The 19512-nt window shown below is 71.2% G+C and carries 18 protein-coding genes; 11 read left to right on the forward strand and 7 right to left on the reverse strand.

All coding sequences use genetic code 11. The annotated features are described in order from the left end of the window. Nucleotides 1-347: 347 nt before the first annotated feature. From ACIA6C_RS22270 to xdhC, 3 genes are read left to right on the forward strand one after another with little or no spacing between them, the layout of a single operon-like run. Nucleotides 348-1823, forward strand: a complete 1476-nt coding sequence (locus tag ACIA6C_RS22270) for a xanthine dehydrogenase small subunit (RefSeq protein WP_399278217.1) — start codon at nt 348-350, stop codon at nt 1821-1823. Next, nucleotides 1820-4294: a xanthine dehydrogenase molybdopterin binding subunit gene (gene xdhB, locus ACIA6C_RS22275; protein WP_366082841.1), complete on the forward strand. Its 2475-nt coding sequence runs from the start codon at nt 1820-1822 to the stop codon at nt 4292-4294. The genes ACIA6C_RS22270 and xdhB overlap by 4 nt, the downstream gene beginning before the upstream one ends. 1 nt (nt 4295) lies before the next feature. Next, a complete protein-coding gene (xdhC, locus tag ACIA6C_RS22280; RefSeq protein ID WP_366082842.1) occupies nt 4296-5105 on the forward strand; it encodes a xanthine dehydrogenase accessory protein XdhC in 810 nt (269 codons plus the stop codon). Between the two features lie 218 nt (nt 5106-5323). Here the strand turns inward: xdhC and ACIA6C_RS22285 are convergent, their stop codons facing one another. Next, the gene (locus ACIA6C_RS22285) at nt 5324-5827 is read right to left on the reverse strand and encodes a nucleoside deaminase (protein WP_366080521.1); all 504 of its coding nucleotides are present in this window, start codon (nt 5825-5827) and stop codon (nt 5324-5326) included. Between the two features lie 638 nt (nt 5828-6465). On the opposite strand from ACIA6C_RS22285, the gene ACIA6C_RS22290 reads away from it, so the two are divergent. Both ACIA6C_RS22290 and ACIA6C_RS22295 read left to right on the forward strand, forming a co-directional pair. Further along, nucleotides 6466-8283 (forward strand): ABC transporter ATP-binding protein, encoded by a 1818-nt coding sequence (locus ACIA6C_RS22290; protein ID WP_399278220.1) that lies wholly within the window; start codon nt 6466-6468, stop codon nt 8281-8283. A 148-nt stretch (nt 8284-8431) separates the two neighbouring features. Further along, nucleotides 8432-10357, forward strand: coding sequence for an amino acid transporter (locus ACIA6C_RS22295; RefSeq protein ID WP_399278222.1), 1926 nt, complete (start codon nt 8432-8434; stop codon nt 10355-10357). 71 nt (nt 10358-10428) lie between these two features. Here the strand turns inward: ACIA6C_RS22295 and ACIA6C_RS22300 are convergent, their stop codons facing one another. Further along, nucleotides 10429-11250: a helix-turn-helix transcriptional regulator gene (locus ACIA6C_RS22300; RefSeq protein WP_361132952.1), complete on the reverse strand. Its 822-nt coding sequence runs from the start codon at nt 11248-11250 to the stop codon at nt 10429-10431. 140 nt (nt 11251-11390) lie between these two features. Between ACIA6C_RS22300 and ACIA6C_RS22305 the strand changes: the two genes are divergently transcribed. Then, nucleotides 11391-12812: an MFS transporter gene (locus ACIA6C_RS22305; RefSeq protein WP_399278224.1), complete on the forward strand. Its 1422-nt coding sequence runs from the start codon at nt 11391-11393 to the stop codon at nt 12810-12812. A 337-nt stretch (nt 12813-13149) separates the two neighbouring features. Here ACIA6C_RS22305 and ACIA6C_RS22310 read toward each other — a convergent pair whose 3' ends face one another. The 4 genes from ACIA6C_RS22310 to ACIA6C_RS22325 all read right to left on the reverse strand — a co-directional run bounded on the left by ACIA6C_RS22310 (nt 13150) and on the right by ACIA6C_RS22325 (nt 15324). Then, a complete protein-coding gene (locus ACIA6C_RS22310) occupies nt 13150-13794 on the reverse strand; it encodes a phosphatase PAP2 family protein (RefSeq protein WP_399278226.1) in 645 nt (214 codons plus the stop codon). 53 nt (nt 13795-13847) lie between these two features. Beyond that, entirely contained in the window at nt 13848-14126 is a 279-nt protein-coding gene (locus tag ACIA6C_RS22315) for a DUF3072 domain-containing protein (RefSeq protein ID WP_399278228.1), read from the reverse strand. 75 nt (nt 14127-14201) lie between these two features. After that, nucleotides 14202-14597 (reverse strand): STAS domain-containing protein, encoded by a 396-nt coding sequence (locus ACIA6C_RS22320; protein WP_399278230.1) that lies wholly within the window; start codon nt 14595-14597, stop codon nt 14202-14204. A gap of 220 nt (nt 14598-14817) precedes the next feature. Continuing rightward, the gene (locus ACIA6C_RS22325; protein ID WP_399278232.1) at nt 14818-15324 is read right to left on the reverse strand and encodes a MarR family winged helix-turn-helix transcriptional regulator; all 507 of its coding nucleotides are present in this window, start codon (nt 15322-15324) and stop codon (nt 14818-14820) included. 184 nt (nt 15325-15508) lie between these two features. On the opposite strand from ACIA6C_RS22325, the gene ACIA6C_RS22330 reads away from it, so the two are divergent. Both ACIA6C_RS22330 and ACIA6C_RS22335 read left to right on the forward strand, forming a co-directional pair. Continuing rightward, nucleotides 15509-16684, forward strand: coding sequence for a PP2C family protein-serine/threonine phosphatase (locus ACIA6C_RS22330; RefSeq protein ID WP_399278234.1), 1176 nt, complete (start codon nt 15509-15511; stop codon nt 16682-16684). Nucleotides 16685-16805: 121 nt separating this feature from the next. Continuing rightward, nucleotides 16806-16976: a hydrophobic protein gene (locus tag ACIA6C_RS22335; RefSeq protein ID WP_399278236.1), complete on the forward strand. Its 171-nt coding sequence runs from the start codon at nt 16806-16808 to the stop codon at nt 16974-16976. 90 nt (nt 16977-17066) lie between these two features. On the opposite strand, the gene ACIA6C_RS22340 is transcribed toward ACIA6C_RS22335, so the two are convergent. Then, entirely contained in the window at nt 17067-17288 is a 222-nt protein-coding gene (locus tag ACIA6C_RS22340; RefSeq protein WP_399278238.1) for a hypothetical protein, read from the reverse strand. Nucleotides 17289-17468: 180 nt separating this feature from the next. On the opposite strand from ACIA6C_RS22340, the gene ACIA6C_RS22345 reads away from it, so the two are divergent. Genes ACIA6C_RS22345 through ACIA6C_RS22355 form a run of 3 tightly spaced genes read left to right on the forward strand, consistent with a single transcriptional unit; the run spans nt 17469 to nt 19455 of the window. Further along, nucleotides 17469-18260 carry a hypothetical protein gene (locus tag ACIA6C_RS22345; protein WP_399278240.1) on the forward strand — a complete coding sequence of 264 codons (792 nt, stop codon included), beginning with the start codon at nt 17469-17471 and terminating at the stop codon, nt 18258-18260. Nucleotides 18261-18262: 2 nt separating this feature from the next. After that, nucleotides 18263-18727: a phage holin family protein gene (locus tag ACIA6C_RS22350; protein WP_399278242.1), complete on the forward strand. Its 465-nt coding sequence runs from the start codon at nt 18263-18265 to the stop codon at nt 18725-18727. Next, nucleotides 18703-19455: a DUF3618 domain-containing protein gene (locus ACIA6C_RS22355; protein WP_399278244.1), complete on the forward strand. Its 753-nt coding sequence runs from the start codon at nt 18703-18705 to the stop codon at nt 19453-19455. Before ACIA6C_RS22350 ends, ACIA6C_RS22355 begins: the two co-directional genes overlap by 25 nt. Nucleotides 19456-19512 lie beyond the last annotated feature (57 nt).

A 19512-nucleotide genomic window follows, 5' to 3' on the forward strand; every position in this document is an offset into this window, starting at 1 on the left:
CGACAATGGCTTGACCGATGTACTACGGCGACGTAAATTCGACAGCAACGACTCGTGAGCTATCAGAAGGAGGCGAAGTCGGATGTCGACCATCTCCGAGCTGCTTCGCCTCGCTCACAAGATCGCCTGGGCTCCGGGCCGTGTAGCACACGGCTGCTGAGCAGTCCCCTTCCCGGCGTGCCCTTTTTTCGGGCCCCGGGCATCTTTGCGTCTCCATCACCGCTTGGCACGTCGTCGCGTGCTGATTTGTTGCGCTCCGGGTTCTAGAGCTGCGCCACCGAAGTAGAAAGCTCAGAAATGGCTACTAAGATAGTCCGATCGATCGCGTGCCGAAATGAGGACGTGCCATGGTAGCGGCGCGTATCACGGTCAACGGGAAAGAAACCCCGATTTCTCCGGCCGCACCCCACACCACGGCGCTGGATTTCCTGCGCGAGCGCGGCCTCACGGGAACCAAGGAGGGCTGCGCCGAAGGTGAGTGCGGTGCCTGCTCCGTCCTGGTGGCACGCCCCGGCGTGAACAAGCCCACCGACTGGGTGGCGGTCAACGCCTGCCTGGTCCCGGCCGCGGCGCTCGACGGTCAGGAGGTCATCACCTCCGAGGGTCTGGCCACCGTCGGCGAATCCGGCGGGCCGGCCACCCTGCACCCGGTGCAGGAGGAGATGGCGGTCCGGGGCGGCTCCCAGTGCGGGTACTGCACGCCCGGATTCATCTGCAGCATGGCCGCCGAGTACTACCGGCCCGACCGCTGCGCGCACGCGGACGCGGACGCGGAAACGAACGACAGCACCGACCACGAGCACGGTCCGAACGGGTTCGACCTGCACTCGCTGAGCGGGAACCTGTGCCGCTGCACCGGCTACCGCCCGATCCGCGACGCGGCGTACGCCGTCGGTGAGCCCACCGACGAGGACCCGCTGGCGCAGCGTCGCGAGCAGGCCCCGCCGGCACCGGTCGCCACCGAGTACACCCAGGACGGCGCGACGTTCCTGCGCAAGGAAACCCTGGCCGAAACGCTGCAGCTGCTGCGCGAGCGGCCCGACGCGGTAGTGGTCGCCGGCTCCACCGACTACGGCGTCGAGGTGAACATCCGCTCCCGCCGGGCCGAGTGCGTGGTCGCCATCGACCGGCTGCCCGAACTCCGGGAGCTGCGCGTCGAAGCCGACCACATCGAGATCGGGGCGGCGGTGACGCTCACCGAGATCGAACGCCGCCTCGACGGCGACGTCCCCCTGCTGGCCGAGCTGTTCCCGCAGTTCGCCTCCCGCCTCATCCGCAACAGCGGCACCCTCGGCGGCAACCTGGGTACCGGATCCCCCATCGGTGACAGCCCGCCGGTGCTGCTCGCGCTGGAGGCGTCGTTGGTGCTCGCCGACGCCGACGGCGAGCGCGTGGTCCCGCTGGCCGAGTACTTCACCGGCTACCGCCAGAGCGTGCGCCGTCCCGACGAGCTGATCCGCGCGGTGCGCATCCCGCTGCCGCTGTCGCCGGTCACGGCCTTCCACAAGATCGCCAAGCGCCGCTTCGACGACATCTCCAGCGTGGCGATCGGTTTCGCACTCGACATCGAGGACGGGATCGTCCGCAAGGCACGCATCGGTCTGGGCGGCGTCGCCGCCACCCCGATCCGCGCACTCGCCACCGAGGCGGCCCTGGAGGGCAAGCCGTGGTCGGCGGAGACCGTCGAGGCGGCGGCCCGGGTGCTGCGGGGCGAGGGCACGCCGATGAGCGATCACCGCGCCAGCGCCATCTACCGTTCCGCGATGCTCGGCCAGAGCCTGCTGAAGCTGCACGCGCAAACCACCGAGGCGGTGTCGTCATGAGCCATTTGTCCGAGCGTCCCGAGAAGCCCGTAGTCGGCGTCCCCATGCCGCACGAGAGTGCGGTCCTGCACGTCACCGGTACCGCGCTCTACACCGACGACCTGGTGTACCGCACCAAGGACACGCTGCACGCCTACCCGGTCCAGGTCATGAAGACCCGGGGCAAGATCACCGCCCTGCGTACCGAGCCCGCGCTCGCCGTGCCCGGCGTGGTGCGCGTGCTCACCGTCGCCGACGTGCCCGGCGTCAACGACGCCGGCATGAAGCACGACGAGCCCCTGTTCCCCGACGAGGTCATGTTCCACGGCCACGCGGTCGCCTGGGTGCTCGGCGAGACCCTGGAGGCGGCCCGGCTCGGTGCGGCGGCCGTCGAGGTGGAACTCGACGAACTGCCCTCCCTGATCACGCTGAAGGAGGCGATCGCGGCCGAGAGCTTCCACGGCGCCCGGCCCGTGATGGAGACCGGCGACATCGACGCCGGCTTCGCCGACTCCGCGCACGTGTTCACCGGCGAGTTCCAGTTCTCCGACCAGGAGCACTTCTACCTGGAGACCCACGCCGCGCTGGCCTACATCGACGAGGCCGAGCAGGTGTTCATCCAGAGCAGCACCCAGCACCCCTCGGAGACCCAGGAAATCGTCGCGCACGTCCTCGGTCTGCACAGCCACGAGGTGACCGTGCAGTGCCTGCGGATGGGCGGCGGCTTCGGCGGCAAGGAGATGCAGCCGCACGGCTTCGCGGCCATCGCCGCCCTCGGCGCCAAGCTGACCGGCCGTCCGGTCCGGGTGCGGCTCAACCGCACCCAGGACCTGACGATGTCCGGCAAGCGGCACGGGTTCCACGCCGAGTGGAAGATCGGCTTCGACGCCGACGGCCGCATCCAGGCGCTGGACGCCACGCTGACCGCGGACGGCGGCTGGAGCCTGGACCTGTCCGAGCCGGTGTGCGCGCGTGCGCTGTGCCACATCGACAACACGTACTGGATCCCCAACGCGCGGGTCGCCGGTCGCATCGCCAAGACCAACAAGGTCTCCAACACGGCCTTCCGCGGCTTCGGTGGACCCCAGGGCATGCTGGTGATCGAGGACATCCTCGGCCGCGTCGCGCCGCTGCTCGGCCTGGACCCGATGGAGTTGCGCAAGCGCAACTTCTACCAGCCGGGTCTCGGTCAGTCGACGCCGTACGGCCAGCCGGTCCCCCAGGCGGAACGGATCGCCGCGGTCTGGGAGCAGGTCGAGAACAACGGCGGCATCGCCGACCGCAAGCGCGAGATCGCGGCGTTCAACGCCGCGCACCCGCACACCAAGCGGGCGCTCGCGATCACCGGCATCAAGTTCGGCATCTCGTTCAACCTCACGGCCTTCAACCAGGCCGGCGCGCTCGTGCTGATCTACAAGGACGGCTCCGTCCTGATCAACCACGGCGGCACCGAGATGGGCCAGGGCCTGCACACCAAGATGCTGCAGGTCGCCGCGACCACGCTGGGTATCCCGCTGCACAAGGTGCGGCTGGCCCCCACGCGGACCGACAAGGTGCCCAACACCTCCGCCACCGCCGCCAGTTCCGGGGCGGACCTCAACGGTGGCGCCGTGAAGAACGCCTGCGAGCAGCTGCGCGCGCGGCTGCTGCAGGTGGCCGCCAGCCAGCTGGGTTCGAACGCCTCGGACGTGCGCATCGTCGAGGGCGTTGCACGCACCCTCGGCAGCGACAAGGAGCTGGCCTGGGACGACCTGGTGCGCACCGCGTACTTCCAGCGGGTCCAGCTGTCGGCGTCCGGTTACTACCGGACCGAGGGTCTGCACTGGGACGCGAAGACCTTCCGGGGCTCGCCGTTCAAGTACTTCTCGTACGGCGCGGCCGCGGCCGAGGTCGAGGTGGACGGCTTCACCGGCAAGTACCGCATCCGCCGCGTGGACATCGTGCACGACGTCGGCGACAGCCTGTCCCCGATGATCGACATCGGTCAGGTCGAAGGCGGTTTCGTGCAGGGCGCGGGCTGGCTGACGCTTGAGGACATGCGCTGGGACGCCAGTGACGGCCCGAACCGCGGCCGGCTGCTGACCCAGGCCGCGAGCACGTACAAGCTGCCGAGCTTCTCGGAGATGCCCGAGGAGTTCAACGTCACGCTGATGGAGAACGCCCACGAAGAGGGCGCGGTGTTCGGGTCCAAGGCCGTGGGTGAGCCTCCCCTGATGCTCGCGTTCTGCGTGCGCGAAGCGCTGCGTCAGGCCGCTGCCGCGTTCGGTCCGAGCGGGGTCAGCGTCGAGCTGGCCGCGCCCGCGACGCCGGAGGCCGTGTACTGGGCGATCGAGGCGGCCCGCCAGGCTGATGCCTCCCGCAGCGGTGACGCGCGCGAGGGATCTGCCGTCAACGGCTCTGCCAACGGTCACGCCGTCAACGGTCAGGCCGCCAACGGTCATGCTGCCGACGGCAGGGTCCGCGCCGACGCCACCGCGTTGAGCGGTGCCTGACATGACGTGGGTCGCTGCGGTCGCGCGGTTGCGGGCACGCCGGGAGTGCGGCGTGCTGGTGACCGTCGCGACCGTGCGCGGCCACGCCCCGCGCGACGCCGGTGCGAAACTGGTGGTGGGGCGGAGTGAGACCTGGGGCTCGGTCGGCGGCGGCAACGTGGAGGCCGTTGCGATCGACCGCTCCAGGGAGATGATCGCCACGTCCAAGGCCGAGCCGGAGCTGATCGATTTCGCCCTGAACGACAAGGTGACGAACCAGCACGGCGTCCAGTGCTGCGGCGGCACGGTCTCGGTGCTGCTCGAACCCCTGCCGGTGGTGAGGGCGGTGGCAGTGTTCGGCGTCGGTCACGTCGGGCTGGAACTGGCGCGCATCCTCGCACGTCAGGATCTCGACCTCCATCTGATCGACACCCGCTCCGACATGCTTTCCAAGGAGCGGCTCGACGTGCTGTCGGACTCGGTGGCGCAGGTGCACGTGCACCACACGCCCCTGCTGCCCGAGGAGGTGCTGGAGGAGCTGCCGCGCGGTACCCACGTCCTGATCATGACCCATGACCACGCCGAGGACGCCGCTCTGTGCGACGCCGCCTTGCGCACGCCCCACCTCGGCTCCATCGGGCTGATCGGCTCGGCGGCCAAGTGGGTGAGGTTCCGCAAGCGGCTCGCCACCGAGGGCGGTCATGACGAGGCCACCATCGACCGGATCAAGACCCCGATCGGGCTCGCCGACATCACCGGCAAGGAACCCGCGACGATCGCCGTGAGCGTCGCCGCCGACCTGCTGCGCACCTTCGAGGCCGAGGACGACTGACCGTCCGCCGGGATCGACAAAAGTGCCCCCGCGTGTGTGCGAGTGAACGCACACACACGGGGGCACCTTTTTCGGCTGGCCGCCGAAGTCCTGTCAGTCCGTGAAGCCCTGCACGTCTGCCGCCGGCTTCGCCGGGCGGTGGACATCCCCGCTGAAGAACGAACTCGCCCTGTCCTGGCCACACTCGTGGGCCGGGGACAGGGCGGTGGACCGGATTTTCAGTAGTCGATGCGGTCGGACTTGGCGAGCCACGCCTCGAACGGCGCCGTGCGGTTCGGCATGTCCACTCGCTCGATCTCCATCGGCCACAGCTCCGCGGGCCGCTTTTCGAGCAGGTCGTAGAACTTGCGGTCGTCAAAACCGGCCACCGCGGCGTCATCCCGGTCAGCGGCGAAGATGATCCGGTCGACTCGCGCCCACAGCGCGGAGGACAGACACATCGGGCACGGCTCGCACGAGGTGACCAGGACGCAGCCTTCGAGCGAGAAGGAGCCCAGCGCCTGGCACGCGGCGCGGATCGCGGTGACCTCGCCGTGCGCCGTCGGGTCCAGGTGCGAAGTGACGTTGTTGTTCCCGATCGCAATGATTTCGCCGTCCTTGGCGATCAATGCGCCGAAGGGACCACCACCGTTGTGCACGCTGTTGGTGGCGAGGCCGATGGCCTCGTCCATCCAGGTGCGCTCAAGCTCCTGGATGCTCTTTTCTTCGGTGTGCGCGGTCATGGTCTCTCCTTTGTCGCAGACTGTGGGGGCTCCCCGGGTGCACCCGGGGCCAAACAGGTGGGGAATGGCGGTTCCGCCTTCGAGATCAGCTCGGCCGGCGACACCCGCGGGAGAACGGCGCGGATGGGCGCCGCCGACGTGCTGCTCGGGTGAGACCGGGCTGGTCGCCGCGGGCGGGAGAAGTCCGGGTGATCATCAAGAAGCCCCCCACTGTCCCCTCCGAAGCCTCGTTCACGTGCTGTTAATGCGGAATAGCGCAAGTACATCCGGCGGGCCCTCTGGGCGAAAGTCACCGAACCCCTAAATGACTTGGCTGGTCAGCTGGCCCCTCTTGTAGGGATATACAAGAGGCGGTCCTCCGTCCCACCCGCCGGGGCGGGGTGCCCGGGTGGGCGCCTTCGTGCCCCGTCCGTTCAAACCGTTTCCATCTGCACAGGCGCAGGGTCCGGCGGTGACCCCGCTCGGGGGCGCCCGCTGGGCGCGCGGGGCGATGTACGGCGCACCGCGGCGCATGGGTGACGCACCGCGGCGCACGGAGACGCACAGCGGCGAGCGGCGGGGAAAAGGCTTGGACTGCCCGGCCGTCCTTGCAGGACACTGCGGTTCCTGGCCGCCCGTCCCACAACGCAGGGCTCGACATGAAATCGCACGAATTACGTGAAGGTTCACCGGGTGCGGGCGCAACGCTCCTCGCCCTCCGCTACTACGGGCGGGAGCTGGCCCGCCTCAAGTGGCTGACCGCCCCCGCGATGCTGCTCCCGGCGCTGGGCAACATCGGCATCAACTACATCGCCCCCCTGGTCGTCGCGAAGCTCATCGGCCGCATCGCGGGGCACACCGGCACCGGCATCCGCCCGATGCTGCCCTATGTGCTCGGCTTCGCCGGCACCCTGCTGCTCGCCGAGGCGCTGTGGCGGATCGGACTGCACTGCCTGAACCGCCTCGACGCCCGCGGCATCGAGCGCCTCTACGTGATCGGCATGGACGAACTGTTCGCCAAGGACGCGGCGTTCTTCCACGACAACTTCGCCGGGTCGCTGACCAAGCGGGTCCTGAGCTTCGCGTCCCGCTTCGAGGAACTCGTCGACACGCTCACCTTTTCGGTCGTGGGCAGCTTCGTGCCGCTCGCCTTCGGATCCGTGGTGCTCTGGCACTACGAGCCGCTGCTCGTCATGGTCCTCCTGACGATGATCACATTGACGGCCTTCGGCGTGACGCCCCTGATCCGCCGCCGCCAGTCCCTCGTCAGGGAGCGCGAGGAGGCGATCGCCCGGGTCTCGGGCCACGTCGCGGACAGCCTGATGAACATCGACACGATCCGGGCGTTCGGCGCCGAGGAGCGCGAGGCCGCCGAACACCGGTCGCGGGTCGCCGAGTCGCGTCGGCTCATGCTGCGCTCCTGGGACTACGGCAACCTGCGCATCGACACGCTGGTCGCGCCGATGTCCGTACTGACCAACGCGCTCGGCCTGCTCCTCGCCGTCGCGCTCGCCGGGCAAGGGCACGGAGTGGAGGCGGTCGTCGTCGCCTTCACCTACTACTCCAACGCGACGCGGATCATGTTCGAGTTCAACCAGATCTACCGCCGTCTGGAGAGCTCGATGACGGAGGCCGCCCAGTTCACCGAACTGCTCCTGGTGCGGCCGACCGTGCTCGACCCGCCGCGCCCCGAGCCGCTGCTGTCCGGGGCCGGGTCCGGTGCCGGGTCCGGGGCCGACGTGCGCTTCGAACGGGTGACCTTCACCCATGCGGGTGCCCGGCCGCTCTTCGAAGGCCTCGACTTGGCCGTGCCCGGCGGATCGAAGATCGGTCTCGTGGGCCGGTCGGGCGGGGGGAAGACCACGCTCACCCGGCTGCTGCTGCGCATGACGGACATCGACGCCGGCCGGATCCTCATCGGGGGGCAGGACATCAGCCGGCTGCGCCAGACCGACCTGCGGAGCCTGATCGCCTACGTGCCCCAGGACCCGGCGATGTTCCACCGCACGCTGCGGGAGAACATCGCGTTCGCCCGGCCGGACGCCACCGACGCCGACATCCGCCGCGCGGCGCGGGCGGCGCACGTCACGGAGTTCGCCGACGCGCTGCCGGAGGGGTTCGACACCATGGTGGGCGAGCGGGGTGTGAAGCTGTCCGGCGGCCAGCGCCAGCGGGTCGCCCTCGCCCGCGCGATCCTGCGCGACGCGCCGGTCCTGCTGCTCGACGAGGCGACCAGTGCCCTGGACTCCGAGAGTGAGGTCCTCGTCCAGGACGCGCTGTGGCGGCTCATGGAGGGGCGCACGGCCCTCGTGGTGGCCCACCGCCTCAGCACGGTCGCCACCATGGACCGGCTCGTGGTCCTGGACCGCGGCCGGATCATCGAGCAGGGCACGCACGACGAGCTGCGCGTCGCGGACGGCGCGTACGCGAAGCTGTGGCAGCACCAGTCGGGCGGCTTCCTGGAAGACACGGTCTGAGGCGGTCCGGGACGGGGTCCGGCGATCTCTCGCGTTAAGAAGGCGTCAGGATCGTGCTAGAAGCGGGCATAAGTGTTCAGGCTGCGTACGCTGGCTCAGCCGTCGATGCAGATGGCTGATTTCATGCGCACGACAGGAGCCCCCCACCATGGCCACCCCTGCCCGCACGTCACGCCTGCGCGCGTGGCTGCTGGAAGGCTTGACCGACCGCACCAAGCAGCAGGCGCACGCCGAACACGAAGGCCGCACGTGGTGGCGCGTGATGTGCCTCACCGGTCTCGACTACTTCTCCACCCTCGGCTACCAGCCCGGCATCGCCGCCCTCGCCGCCGGCCTGCTGTCGCCGGTCGCGACCATCGTGCTCGTCCTGCTCACCCTCTTCGGCGCCCTGCCCGTCTACCGGCGGGTGGCCGAGGAGAGCCCGCACGGCGAGGGCTCCATCGCGATGCTGGAGCGGCTGCTCTCCTTCTGGAAGGGCAAGCTCTTCGTCCTGACCCTCCTCGGGTTCGCGGCGACCGACTTCCTGATCACCATCACCCTCTCGGCCGCCGACGCCACCGCCCACCTGGTCGAGAACCCGCACCTCACCGGCACCCTGCACGGCCACGAGGTGGTCATCACACTGCTCCTGGTCGCCCTGCTCGGGGCGGTGTTCCTCAAGGGGTTCAGCGAGGCCATCGGCGTGGCCGTCGTCCTGGTGGGCAGCTACCTGGCCCTGAACGTCGTTGTCATCGGCGTCGGCATGTGGCAGGTGCTCTCCCAGCCGCACGTCATCGTCGACTGGTCGCACGCCCTGACCACCGAGCACGGCAACCCGTTCATGATGATCGCCATCGCGCTCGTCGTCTTCCCGAAACTCGCGCTCGGCATGTCCGGGTTCGAGACCGGTGTCGCCGTCATGCCGCACGTCCGGGGCGACGAGGACGACACGCCCGAGAAGCCGGCCGGCCGGATCCGCGGCACCAAGAAGCTCCTGACCACCGCAGCCGTGATCATGAGCGTCTTCCTCATCACCAGCAGCTTCATCACCACCCTGCTCATCCCCGCCGACGCTTTCAAGCCGGGCGGCGAGGCCAACGGACGTGCCCTCGCCTACCTCGCCCACGAGCACCTGGGCTCCGCCTTCGGCACGGTCTACGACGTCTCCACCATCCTCATCCTGTGGTTCGCCGGCGCCTCGGCCATGGCGGGACTGCTCAACCTGATGCCGCGCTACCTGCCCCGCTACGGCATGGCCCCGCACTGGGCCCGCGCGCTGCGCCCGATGGTGATCGTGTTCACCCTCATCGCGTTCCTCGTCACCTGGCTCTTCGACGCCGACGTGGACGCGCAGGGCGGGGCGTACGCCACCGGCGTCCTCGTCCTGATCACCTCCGCGGCCGTCGCCGTGACCATCGCCGCCCGCAAGGCGGCCCAGCGCGGCTGGACCATCGGCTTCGGCCTCATCTCCGCCGTCCTCCTCTACACGACCGCCGTCAATGTCTTCGAACGCCCCGACGGCGTGAAGATCGGCGCCTGCTTCATCGCCGGCATCATGGCGCTCTCGCTGCTGTCCCGCCTCGCCCGCGTCTTCGAGCTCCGCGTCACCGACGTCGAACTCGACGACATGGCGCAGCGGTTCGTGCGCGACACCGCCAACCGCACGATCCGCTTCGTCGCCAACGAGCCCGGCAGCCGCGACCAGGCGGAGTACCGGGACAAGGCCGCGCAGATCCACGAGGACAACGACATCCCGGCCGGCGACGACGTCATGTTCGTGGAGGTCACCGTCCTGGACGCGTCCGAGTTCGAGTCCGGGCTGAGGGTGCGCGGCGAAGTGCTGCACGGCCGCTACCGGGTCCTGACCCTGGAGAGCTCCAGCATCCCCAACGCCCTGGCCGCCCTGCTGCTGCACGTACGCGACGAGACGGGGCAGCGCCCCCACATCTACTTCGAGTGGACGGAGGGCAACCCGATGGCCAACTTCCTGCGCTTCTTCCTCTTCGGCCAGGGCGAGGTGGCCCCCGTCACCCGCGAGGTCATCCGCGAGGCCGAACCCGACCGGCACCGCCGCCCGCACGTCCACGCCGGCTGAGCAGGACCGGTACGAAGGTCCGGACCGGTAGGAAGGCCCGGCCCGGCCGTCGCCGGCGAGCCGGACGGGGCTCAGCCGGCGACCGGGTACATCGAGCCCCGCCGGCCCTCCGGCGAGCTCAGCCACTCCAGCTTCTCCGCCGTGCCGGTGCCGGGCAGCGGCGTGTGCAGCACGATCGCCAGGTCGGGACGGGCCGGGACCCGCAGCTGCGTCGACTCGACGTGGAGCGTGCCCACGACCGGGTGCTCCAGCTGCTTCTGCAGCTGACCGCCGGGCCGGATGTCCCGCCGGTCCCACAGGGCGGCGAACTCCGGGCTCAGCTCCCTGGCCTCCTCGACGACGGCGCGGAACCCGTCGTCGTCGGGGAACTCCGAACAGGCCGCCCGGAACTGCGCGACCACGGCGCCGGCGTTCTCCTCCCAGTGCCGGGACCGCGCCTTGTAGACGGGATCGGTGAAGAACGCGATCAGGCAGTTCTGCACGATCTCCGGGCGCATGCCGAGCACCATCGACGCGGCGTCGTTGTACAGCACCGTGTTCCAGTACGCGTCCATGATGTGCGCGGGGAACGGCATCCACGCGTCGATCAGCCGCTTCAGCCCGTCGCACATGTCCTGGTCGCCCGGCGCCACCGCCAGGGCGGGCGGGTTCAGCCCCGCGAGCACGTACAGGTGCCGGCGCTCGGCGCTGGTCAGTTTCAAGACCCTGCTCACGGAGTCCAGAACCTGCGGCGACACGGTGATGTCGCGGCCCTGTTCGAGCCACTGGTACCAGGACACCCCGACTCCCGCGAGCACCGCGACCTCCTCGCGGCGCAGGCCCGGCGTCCGGCGGCGGCCCCCGCCGACCGGCAGTCCGGCGTCCGTCGGGCTGACCCTGGCCCGCCTGCTCATCAGGAACTCCCGCAGCTCGGAACGGCGGTGCTGCTCGATCGGTGTAGCCACTCACTCCCCCTGTCGGCTGCCTGGTGGTGCCACCAACAGCATAAGTTCCCACTCTCCACGGCCGTTCCCGGGCCACCAGGGTGGTGGTCATGGCGATCGATACCCAAGTGACAACCACCGGGCCGGACGTGACGACGGCCCGCCGCGAGGACCGGCTGACCGGCCGGGCCAAGCTCGTCCTCTTCGTGCTCTGCGCCGCCCAGTTCATGGTGGCCCTCGACTTCTCCGTACTGAACGTGGCCCTGCCGGTCCTCGGCGAGGACCTGGGCCTGAGCCGGTCCGCCCTCCAGTGGGCGGTCACCGCCTTCGCCCTGCCGTCCGGCGGCTTCCTCCTCCTGTTCGGCCGCATCGCCGACCTCTACGGGCGCAAGAAGCTGTTCCTGACCGGCCTCGTCCTCTTCGGCGCCGCCTCCCTGCTCGCCTCGACGGCCTGGGACCCGGCGTCCTTCCTGGCCGGGCGGGCCCTGCAGGGCCTCGGTGCGGCGGTCATCGTGCCCACCGGCATGTCCCTGCTCACCACCACGTTTCCCGAGGGGCCGCTGCGCGACAAGGCGCTCGGGATCTCCGGCACGCTGCTGTCCCTCGGATTCACCATCGGCATGGTCCTCGGCGGCGTCATGACCGACACCCTCGGCTGGCGCTCCACGATGGGACTCCTCGCCGCCACCGCGGTGATCGTGCTCCTCCTGGCCCCGGGGCTGCTGCCCGAATCGCGTACCCCGGACAGGCCCCGGCTGGACGTACCCGGCGCCGTCACCGTCACCGGCGGACTCCTCGCCTTGATCTACTCCCTGTCGACGGCGGCCCAGCGCGGCTTCGGCGGAGCAGACGTGTGGGGCACGCTCGTCGTCGCGGTGGCCCTGCTCGTCGCGTTCGTCGCGGTCGAGTCGAAGTCGCCCGCCCCGCTGGTGTCGCTGCCGATGCTGCGGCGCCGCACGGTGGCCTGGGGCAACGTCGGCGGTCTGGTCACCTTCTCCATGATGTCCACGGTGGTGTTCGTCCTGACCCTCTACCTCCAGGAGACCCTGGAGCTGTCCTCCCTCAGCACGGGCCTGGTCTTCGGCGTCCAGGGCGTCGCGTCCGCCCTCGCCGGCTCGTACGCGCCGAAGGTCATCGGCCGGCTCGGGGCCCGGCGCACCCTCATCGGCTCGCTGCTCGGCCAGGGCCTCTTCACGGCGGCACTGCTGGCGGTGGGCGAGGAGTCCGGCGCGCTCGTGGCGACCATCGCGGTGTCGGTGGCCAGCATGTTCCACCTCGGCGCGATCATCTCGTACGGACTGACCGTCACGAGCGGCGTCCCGGACGAGGAACAGGGCCTGGCGACCGGCCTCGTCACCACCACGCAGCAGGTCGGCATCACCATCGGAATCCCGCTCCTCGGTGTCCTCGCCACCACGCGGGCCTCCCTCTTCGACGGGGTGCACACGGTCCTGCTGATCGACGCGGTGATGGTGATCGCCGCGGCCGCCCTGGTGGCGATCGGCCTCGGGCGTACGGGCAAGGCGTCCTGAACGGGGACGCGACCCGGAGCCGGTCCCGGCCCCGGCCCCGACCTACGGCTCCCGGCGCGCCCCGCGCCGCGGGGCCGTTCGGGCTGCCACGGAACGACGCGCGCCGCATCCGGGGACGGCGCCCCGCGCGGGGCGGGTCCGCCTCGACCTGCGGGACGCGGGGTGCGGCGCCATCATGGGGGAGATCCCACCCCCAGCTTCGTCAGGAGCCTGTCGTGTTCGAACGCCAGCCCCGTCAGGACCGCCCCGAACGCCCCGTCGCCGCCGCGGCGGACGCCACCCGAACCGCGGTCGCCGTGGCAGGGGAGGCCCGTAGGCGTTACCTCGCCGCCGGGGACTACTGGTTCAACGAGGAAGGCGCCGATGGCCGCCACGAAGGCCACGGCCGCCCCGCCCACTGAGGCATGGCAGAAGGCCGTGCCGGCGGCGGGAAGATCCGCCACACCCGGCGCAAGGCCGCGGGCACGGCGTGGGGCAGGGCCCGGGAGACGAGGCCGATGACCGCGCCGGCCGCCACGTCGCTGGGGTAGTGGGCCCCGCTGTGGACCCGTTCGACGGCGACGGCGACGGTCGCCGCCAGGCACAGCGCACCGGCTCGCGGCCACTTCCCGGCGACGCCCGCGGTGAAGGCGACGGCGGCGGCGGTGTGACCCGAGGGGAACGACGAGGAGTCGGGCCGGTCCCGCACCTCGTCCGCGTGGAACCATTCCGTCGGCGGCCTGTCCCGGGGGACGAGGCGTTTCGCGACGCCGTTGGACAGTACTTCGGCCACCGCCATCGCCGTCAGGCCCGCCGCCGCGGCCCGGCGCCCGCGCCGGCCCCCGGTAGCCGCCAGGAGCAGGGCAACTCCCCACCACAGCTTGGTGTGCTGGGCCGCGTCCTCGACCGCCGGCAGCAGCCGGCGCGTCCAGAACGAGTCCCAGCCGGCCACGCGCCGGGTGAGTCGGTGCTCCGCGGCGCGCAGCTCGGCAACGGCGCCCATTGCGGCTCCCAGTCGGGCGTTCCAGGTCGGGACCCCCGGTCACGGCCCTGCGGTCAGGGGCTCTCCGTGTCGCCGGGCCGGGTGGCCGCCTCGTCGGCGGGGGTGCCGGGCACGGTCCCCTGCGGGGCGGCGGTCCGCGGCGAGGCCTGCTGGAGGCGGTCGATCAGCCGGGAGGCCTCCGCCTTGGTGAGGTTCTCGGGCACGTCCCGGCCCGCTTCCCGGGCCAGGGTGTGCAGGTAGCTCAGCTGGGGGCCGGTGGCCGGCTCGTCACCGGTCACCCAGTCGGCGACGTCCTTGTCGGGCTGCTGTTCGTTCGGGTTCACGTCGGTCATGACGTGCGACTACCCGCTGAGGGCCGCACCATTTCCGGCGGCGGCCGATCTCCCGTGCCGGGGTGGACGCCCGGGTCAGGGGAGGTGCGTGCACCCCGCGACGGAGTCCGGTACGGGACGGGCCGCCGGGCGCGGGCCGATCGCGAAGTGGGCGTCCAGTCCGGTCAGGCGCAGCAGCCGGACCACGCAGGGTGCGGGGTCCACGAGGCTGAGCCGGTCGGGGCCGAGGCGCAGGCGGGCCCCCAGCAGGGTGTTGACCAGGGCCGAATCGCCGAAGCGCACGTCCCTCAGGTTCAGCAGGAGGGGCAGGGCCTGCCGGGGGGAAGCCGCTGCCGCCAGGCTGCGCCGCAGGGGTTCGACGGTATCGAGGTCGACCTCTCCGCAGACCGTGATGACCCACGCGGTCTCCGTCCGGACGGTGGTCACGCTCAACAGGTCGTTGCTCAGATGATGGATACGAGTCGTCGGCACAGAGGGCCTCTCATTGGCTGCGCGAGGCCGACCTCGTGGTCGTCACTCGCTTCGGGTTCTGCGGCAGCTCCACCTCGCCGGTGGACAGGCGCAGTTCCGGCCTTGATGCACGACCAGGCTGCCCACGCTAGCGATATAGTTTCCACATGGCAACAATCGCTGGTGGGGGCGCGCGTACCGGGAGCCCCGATTCCGGGGCCGGCGCGCGGCGGGTACCCGCTCAGGCAGTTTCCGCGACGGCGGCCGGGGATCCGGGATCCCGGCGGGGGGCTCCCATGCGGGCCCCGGCGGCCTCCTCGAAGGCGGCGAGTCCGTCGGCGAGCGCGGCGAGCTGCACGGGAGACAGGGAGGCCAGTACGTCGGTCACCTCGCGCCGGCGGAAGGCGCGGATCTGATCGAGGGTGTCCTGGCCGGCCCGAGTGAGGTGCAGCTCGATCTCGCGCGCGCTGTGGGCGCTCGCCGTCCGGTGGAGCAGGCCCACGGCTTCCAGGCGGTCGCACAGGCGGCTCACCGCCGAGGCGCGGGAGCCCAATGCCTCGCCCAGGGCCCGCAGGTTGGTGCCCTGGTTCCCTTCGATGACGAAGAGCGCGCGCAGCTGGGACGGCGGGACCGCCCCCGTCGCCGCCGCCTCCTGGCCGCGCGCCCACAGCACGTCGAGCAGCTGCGAGACCGTGCCGAGGGCGTGCGCGGTCGCGAGGTGGTCGGGGGGAGGGCCGGACGGAGGCATTGGCCTACTGTGTCATCCCGCACCCTGTCCTAGCCATCGCGGCAGTTCCCGGCCGTCGCCCGGGCCGCCGCTCAGCCAGTCTTGCCCGATATGCCCCTACGTCCGACGCTGGTCCTGCAACCGTACTTCTCCCCACCGCCGTGCCCTCAAACCGCTGTGATTCCCAAGAGAGCCTGACCCGACGATGACGAACTTCCTGGCTGTCGAGCGCGCCCTGCGCGCCGCCGCCCCGCATGCACTGATCGAGGCGGCACGCTCCGCCCTCGCCACCCATTACGGGGCCCATGCCGTGGAACTGCTGGTGGCCGACTACAGCCTCGCCACCTTGCACCCCGTCACCGCCGTGCCCCGGACCGCCGAAGGCCTGTCCGTCCACACCACCGTCGCCGGCCGGGCCTTCTGCAGCCAGGTGCCCTGTCAGGAGGACGCCGGCCCCGGCATGGTCGTCCTGCACCTGCCGGTGAGCGTCCGCGGGGACCGGTTCGGCATCCTCTCGGTGTCCCTGCCCGCCGAACTTGCCACCCCTGAGACCCGCAACGACCTCGCGGAGATCGCGGGGCTGCTCGGGCACGAGGTCCTCGTCGCCCAGCGGGACACCGACATCTACCTCCAGGCCCGCCGCGTCAGCCGGCTCACCCTGGCCGCCGAGATGCAGTGGCAGCTGCTGCCGGCCCGTGCCTGCTCGCGGGCCGAGTACTCCATCGGCGCCCAGCTGGAGCCCGCCTACGCCATCCACGGCGACAACTTCGACTGGGCCAGTACGGCCGAGAACCTCACCCTCACCATCACCAACGGCATGGGCGAGGGCATCCAGGCGGCCCTGCTGACCAACCTCGCGGTCAACGCGCTGCGCAACGCCCGGCGCGCGGGGGTCGGCATCGCGGACCAGGCCGCCCTGGCCGACCAGGCCCTGTACGCCGCCCACCGCGGGGAGGCGTACGTCTCCACGCTCCTGCTCTCCTTCGAGCTGGCCACGGGCAGGGTCCAGGTCGTCGACGCCGGCTCGCCGCACCTGTGGCGCCAGCGGGACAAGGTCGTGGAGCGGATCCCCTTCGAGGCCCAGTTCCCCCTCGGCATGTTCGACCAGTCGGAGTACGCGCTCCAGGAATTCCGCGTCCTGCCCGGTGACCGTCTGGTCTTCGTCAGCGACGGCGTCTACGCCGCCTCCTCGCCCGGTGGCGAGCCGTACGAGGAGCATGCGCTGGCCCGGGCGATCGCCTCCGCCGGCCTGCTGCCCGCCGCGGACGTCCCCGCGGCGGTGCTCCGGGCGCTCGGGGACTACCGGGACCGCGACGCGGACGACGACGCACTGGTGGTCTGCCTCGACTGGCACGGTCGCGGCGCCCTGTCCACGGCCTGAGGCCCTGAACTCGCGGGGCCTGAGCGGGAAACCGTTTATAAGAATTTCATAAGAGCGCGCATGGGCGGTGCCGCCGCGGGAAGACGCCGAGTCCCTGGCCGACCGCGCCAGCCGGAGGGTGATGACCATGGTCCCGCTGCTTCTCGTCCTACTGCTCGTGCTGATCCTTTTCGGCGCCGGGTTCGCCGTCAAGATCCTTTGGTGGATCGCCCTGGCGGTCCTGGTGATCTGGCTGATCGGCTTCGTGGCCCGACCGCGCGGCGGCGGTGGCGGTCGCTGGTACCGCTGGTAGCGCGTACGCGCGCTGCCGGAACGAGGGCCCGTCCCGTCAGGGGCGGGCCCTTTCGGTTCCTTCCGCGCTTCGCCGGTGCCGGCGAGCGGGTCACCACTCGGGGTGTACCTCGTAGCTGTCGTACCGGACCCCCTCCACGCTGACCCAGGGCCGCAGGCGGCCGGGGCCGCTGTCGGTGTGGGAGTAGGAGACGGACTCCCCGGTGTCATCCGTGACGATCACGGCCCCGGCTCGCTGCGCGCTGCGCAAGGCGTGCGTCCAATGGCGCCCGCGCCTGCCCGTGCGGTAGTCGGGGGTCTTGCAGTCGGCCATCACCGATCACGCACCCCTCCGCGTTCGTGTGTAGTGCTGAACGGTTCTGCTACCCGTTTCGGCGCCGATTCCACCCTGAGTGGAATATGTCTTTTTTGTCATCATTTGGGGTTTGTTCCGATCGGTCGGGTACGCGCCGGATAGACACCGATCGAACGCTTCGACTCATGAGGAGGAGCCTTGACTGACATCCAGGACACGGGCCGCCGACCGGAGAGCACGTCGGCGGCGGTAGCGCGAACGGCCCAGGAGGCGCTGGGGGACGGCGCCGCGCTGGCCGGCGACAAAGCGGCCGAGGTGGGCCGGACCGCCAAGGAACAGGCGGCGAACGTCGTCGGCGAGGCCGCGAGCCAGGCCAGGGACCTCATCGGCGAATTCAAGGGCCAACTCCGGGACCAGGCAGGATCCCAGACCGGTCGGCTCGCCCGGAACGTGCGCAGGTTCTCGGACGAGCTGCGCGAGATGAGTGAGAACGGTCCGGCTGGTTCACCCGCCGCCCAGCTCGTCGGCCGGGTGGCGGAGGGCGGCCGCCAGGTCGCGGACCGCATGGAAGTGCGGGGTCCCGAAGGCCTGGTCACCGACCTCCAGACCTTCGCCCGGCGCCGTCCCGGTGTGTTCCTCGCCGGCGCCGCGCTGGCGGGCTTCGCCGCCGCGCGCGTGGTGCAGGGGCTCAACTCCGCGCCGCCTTCCGGATCGGGTAACGGCACCGGAACCGGCACCGGCCCCCGGGCCGTCCCGGCCGCGGAGCGCGACCGGGTGGCCTCCGGGCCGCCCCCTACCGACGGCACGGGCGAGGACAGGGGCACGACGCCGGGCGCGGACCGGGGCGTGTACGCCGATCCGCTCGACACCTACGGTCAGTCGCAGCCCCCGCACGTCACCCCGGCCCCGCAGGGCGCCCCCGCCCCGCCGGTCCATCCCCCGGGCTCCCCGCCGGGAACCGACGGCGCCACTCCGACGGGAAGGGGCTGACCGTGGCCATCTCAGCCCACGAACGGCCGCCGGCCCCGTCGGTGCCACCGCGGTGGACCACGGCGGAACGGCGCGCGACCGAGCCGCGGACCGAACCGTCGATCGGTGACCTGGTCGGCGAGATCGGCGCGGACCTGTCGCACCTGGTCCGTGACGAGATCGAACTGGCGAAGGCCGAGATCAAACAGGAGTCGGCGAAGGCGGGCAAGGCCGCCGGGATGCTGGGCGGTGCGGGCTACGCCGGCCACCTGACCATGCTGCTGGGCAGCCTGACGATCGTCTTCGCACTGGCCCACGCCATGGACATCGCCTGGGCGGCGCTGATCGTCACAGGCGTCTGGGCCGTCGCCGGAGCGGTCCTCTACGTCAACGGACGCGCCCAGCTGCGCACCGTCAACCTCAAGCCCGAGCAGACCGTGGAAACGGTGAAGGAGGACGTCCGATGGGCGCGACACCCGATCAGTTGAGAAGCGATGTGGAGTACCGGCGTGCCCACCTGGCGCGCAACGTCGACCTCCTCGCCGACAAGATGGCCCCGCGCCGGATGGCGCGGCGGCGGATCAGCTCGGTGCGACGGGGCCTGACCGGTGCGAGGGAGCGCGTGATGGGCACGGCGTACGAGACCGCGCAAGGCATCGCCGACAGTGCCGGCCAGGCCGCGGAGAACATGGCGGACACCGCCCGCGAGGCGGTGGGCGGCATGACCGAGACCTTCCAGCAGGCACCCGCCCAGGCCAGGCGGCAGACGCAGGGCAGCCCCCTGGCCGCAGGCCTCATCGCCTTCGGCGCCGGCCTGCTCGCAGGGGGCCTGCTGCCGACCACCGAAGCGGAGGAACGGGCGGGCCGGCAACTGCGGGAGCACGGACAGGAGCTGCTGGAGCCCGTCAAGCAGACGGCCCTGGAGGCGGCCCAGGACGTCAAGGACGAGCTGCGCGGACCGGCCGCCGAGGCGGTCGAATCCGTCAAGTCCGCGGCGCAGGAAGCCGTTTCCACCACCCAGGGGCAGGCCGGGGACGCCGCACAGGAGACGGCCGAGGAGCTGCGCCGGGCCGGCCGGGAAACGGCCGGCCAGGCCAAGGCCGCCATGGGCGGGGGCACCGGCGGCCCGGCCGGCGGCGCGACCAGCGACGAGGCCCGCGGCGCTACCACCGACGAGGCCCGCGGCGCGGAAGGGAGCCCCGGTTACATGACCTGATGCCGTGAACCGAGGCCCGGGCCCGGCGCCCGAACGTCCGCGTCCCCCGGCCGAACC

Source organism: Streptomyces sp. NPDC051578 (genome assembly GCF_044454045.1).
GTDB lineage: Bacteria > Actinomycetota > Actinomycetes > Streptomycetales > Streptomycetaceae > Streptomyces.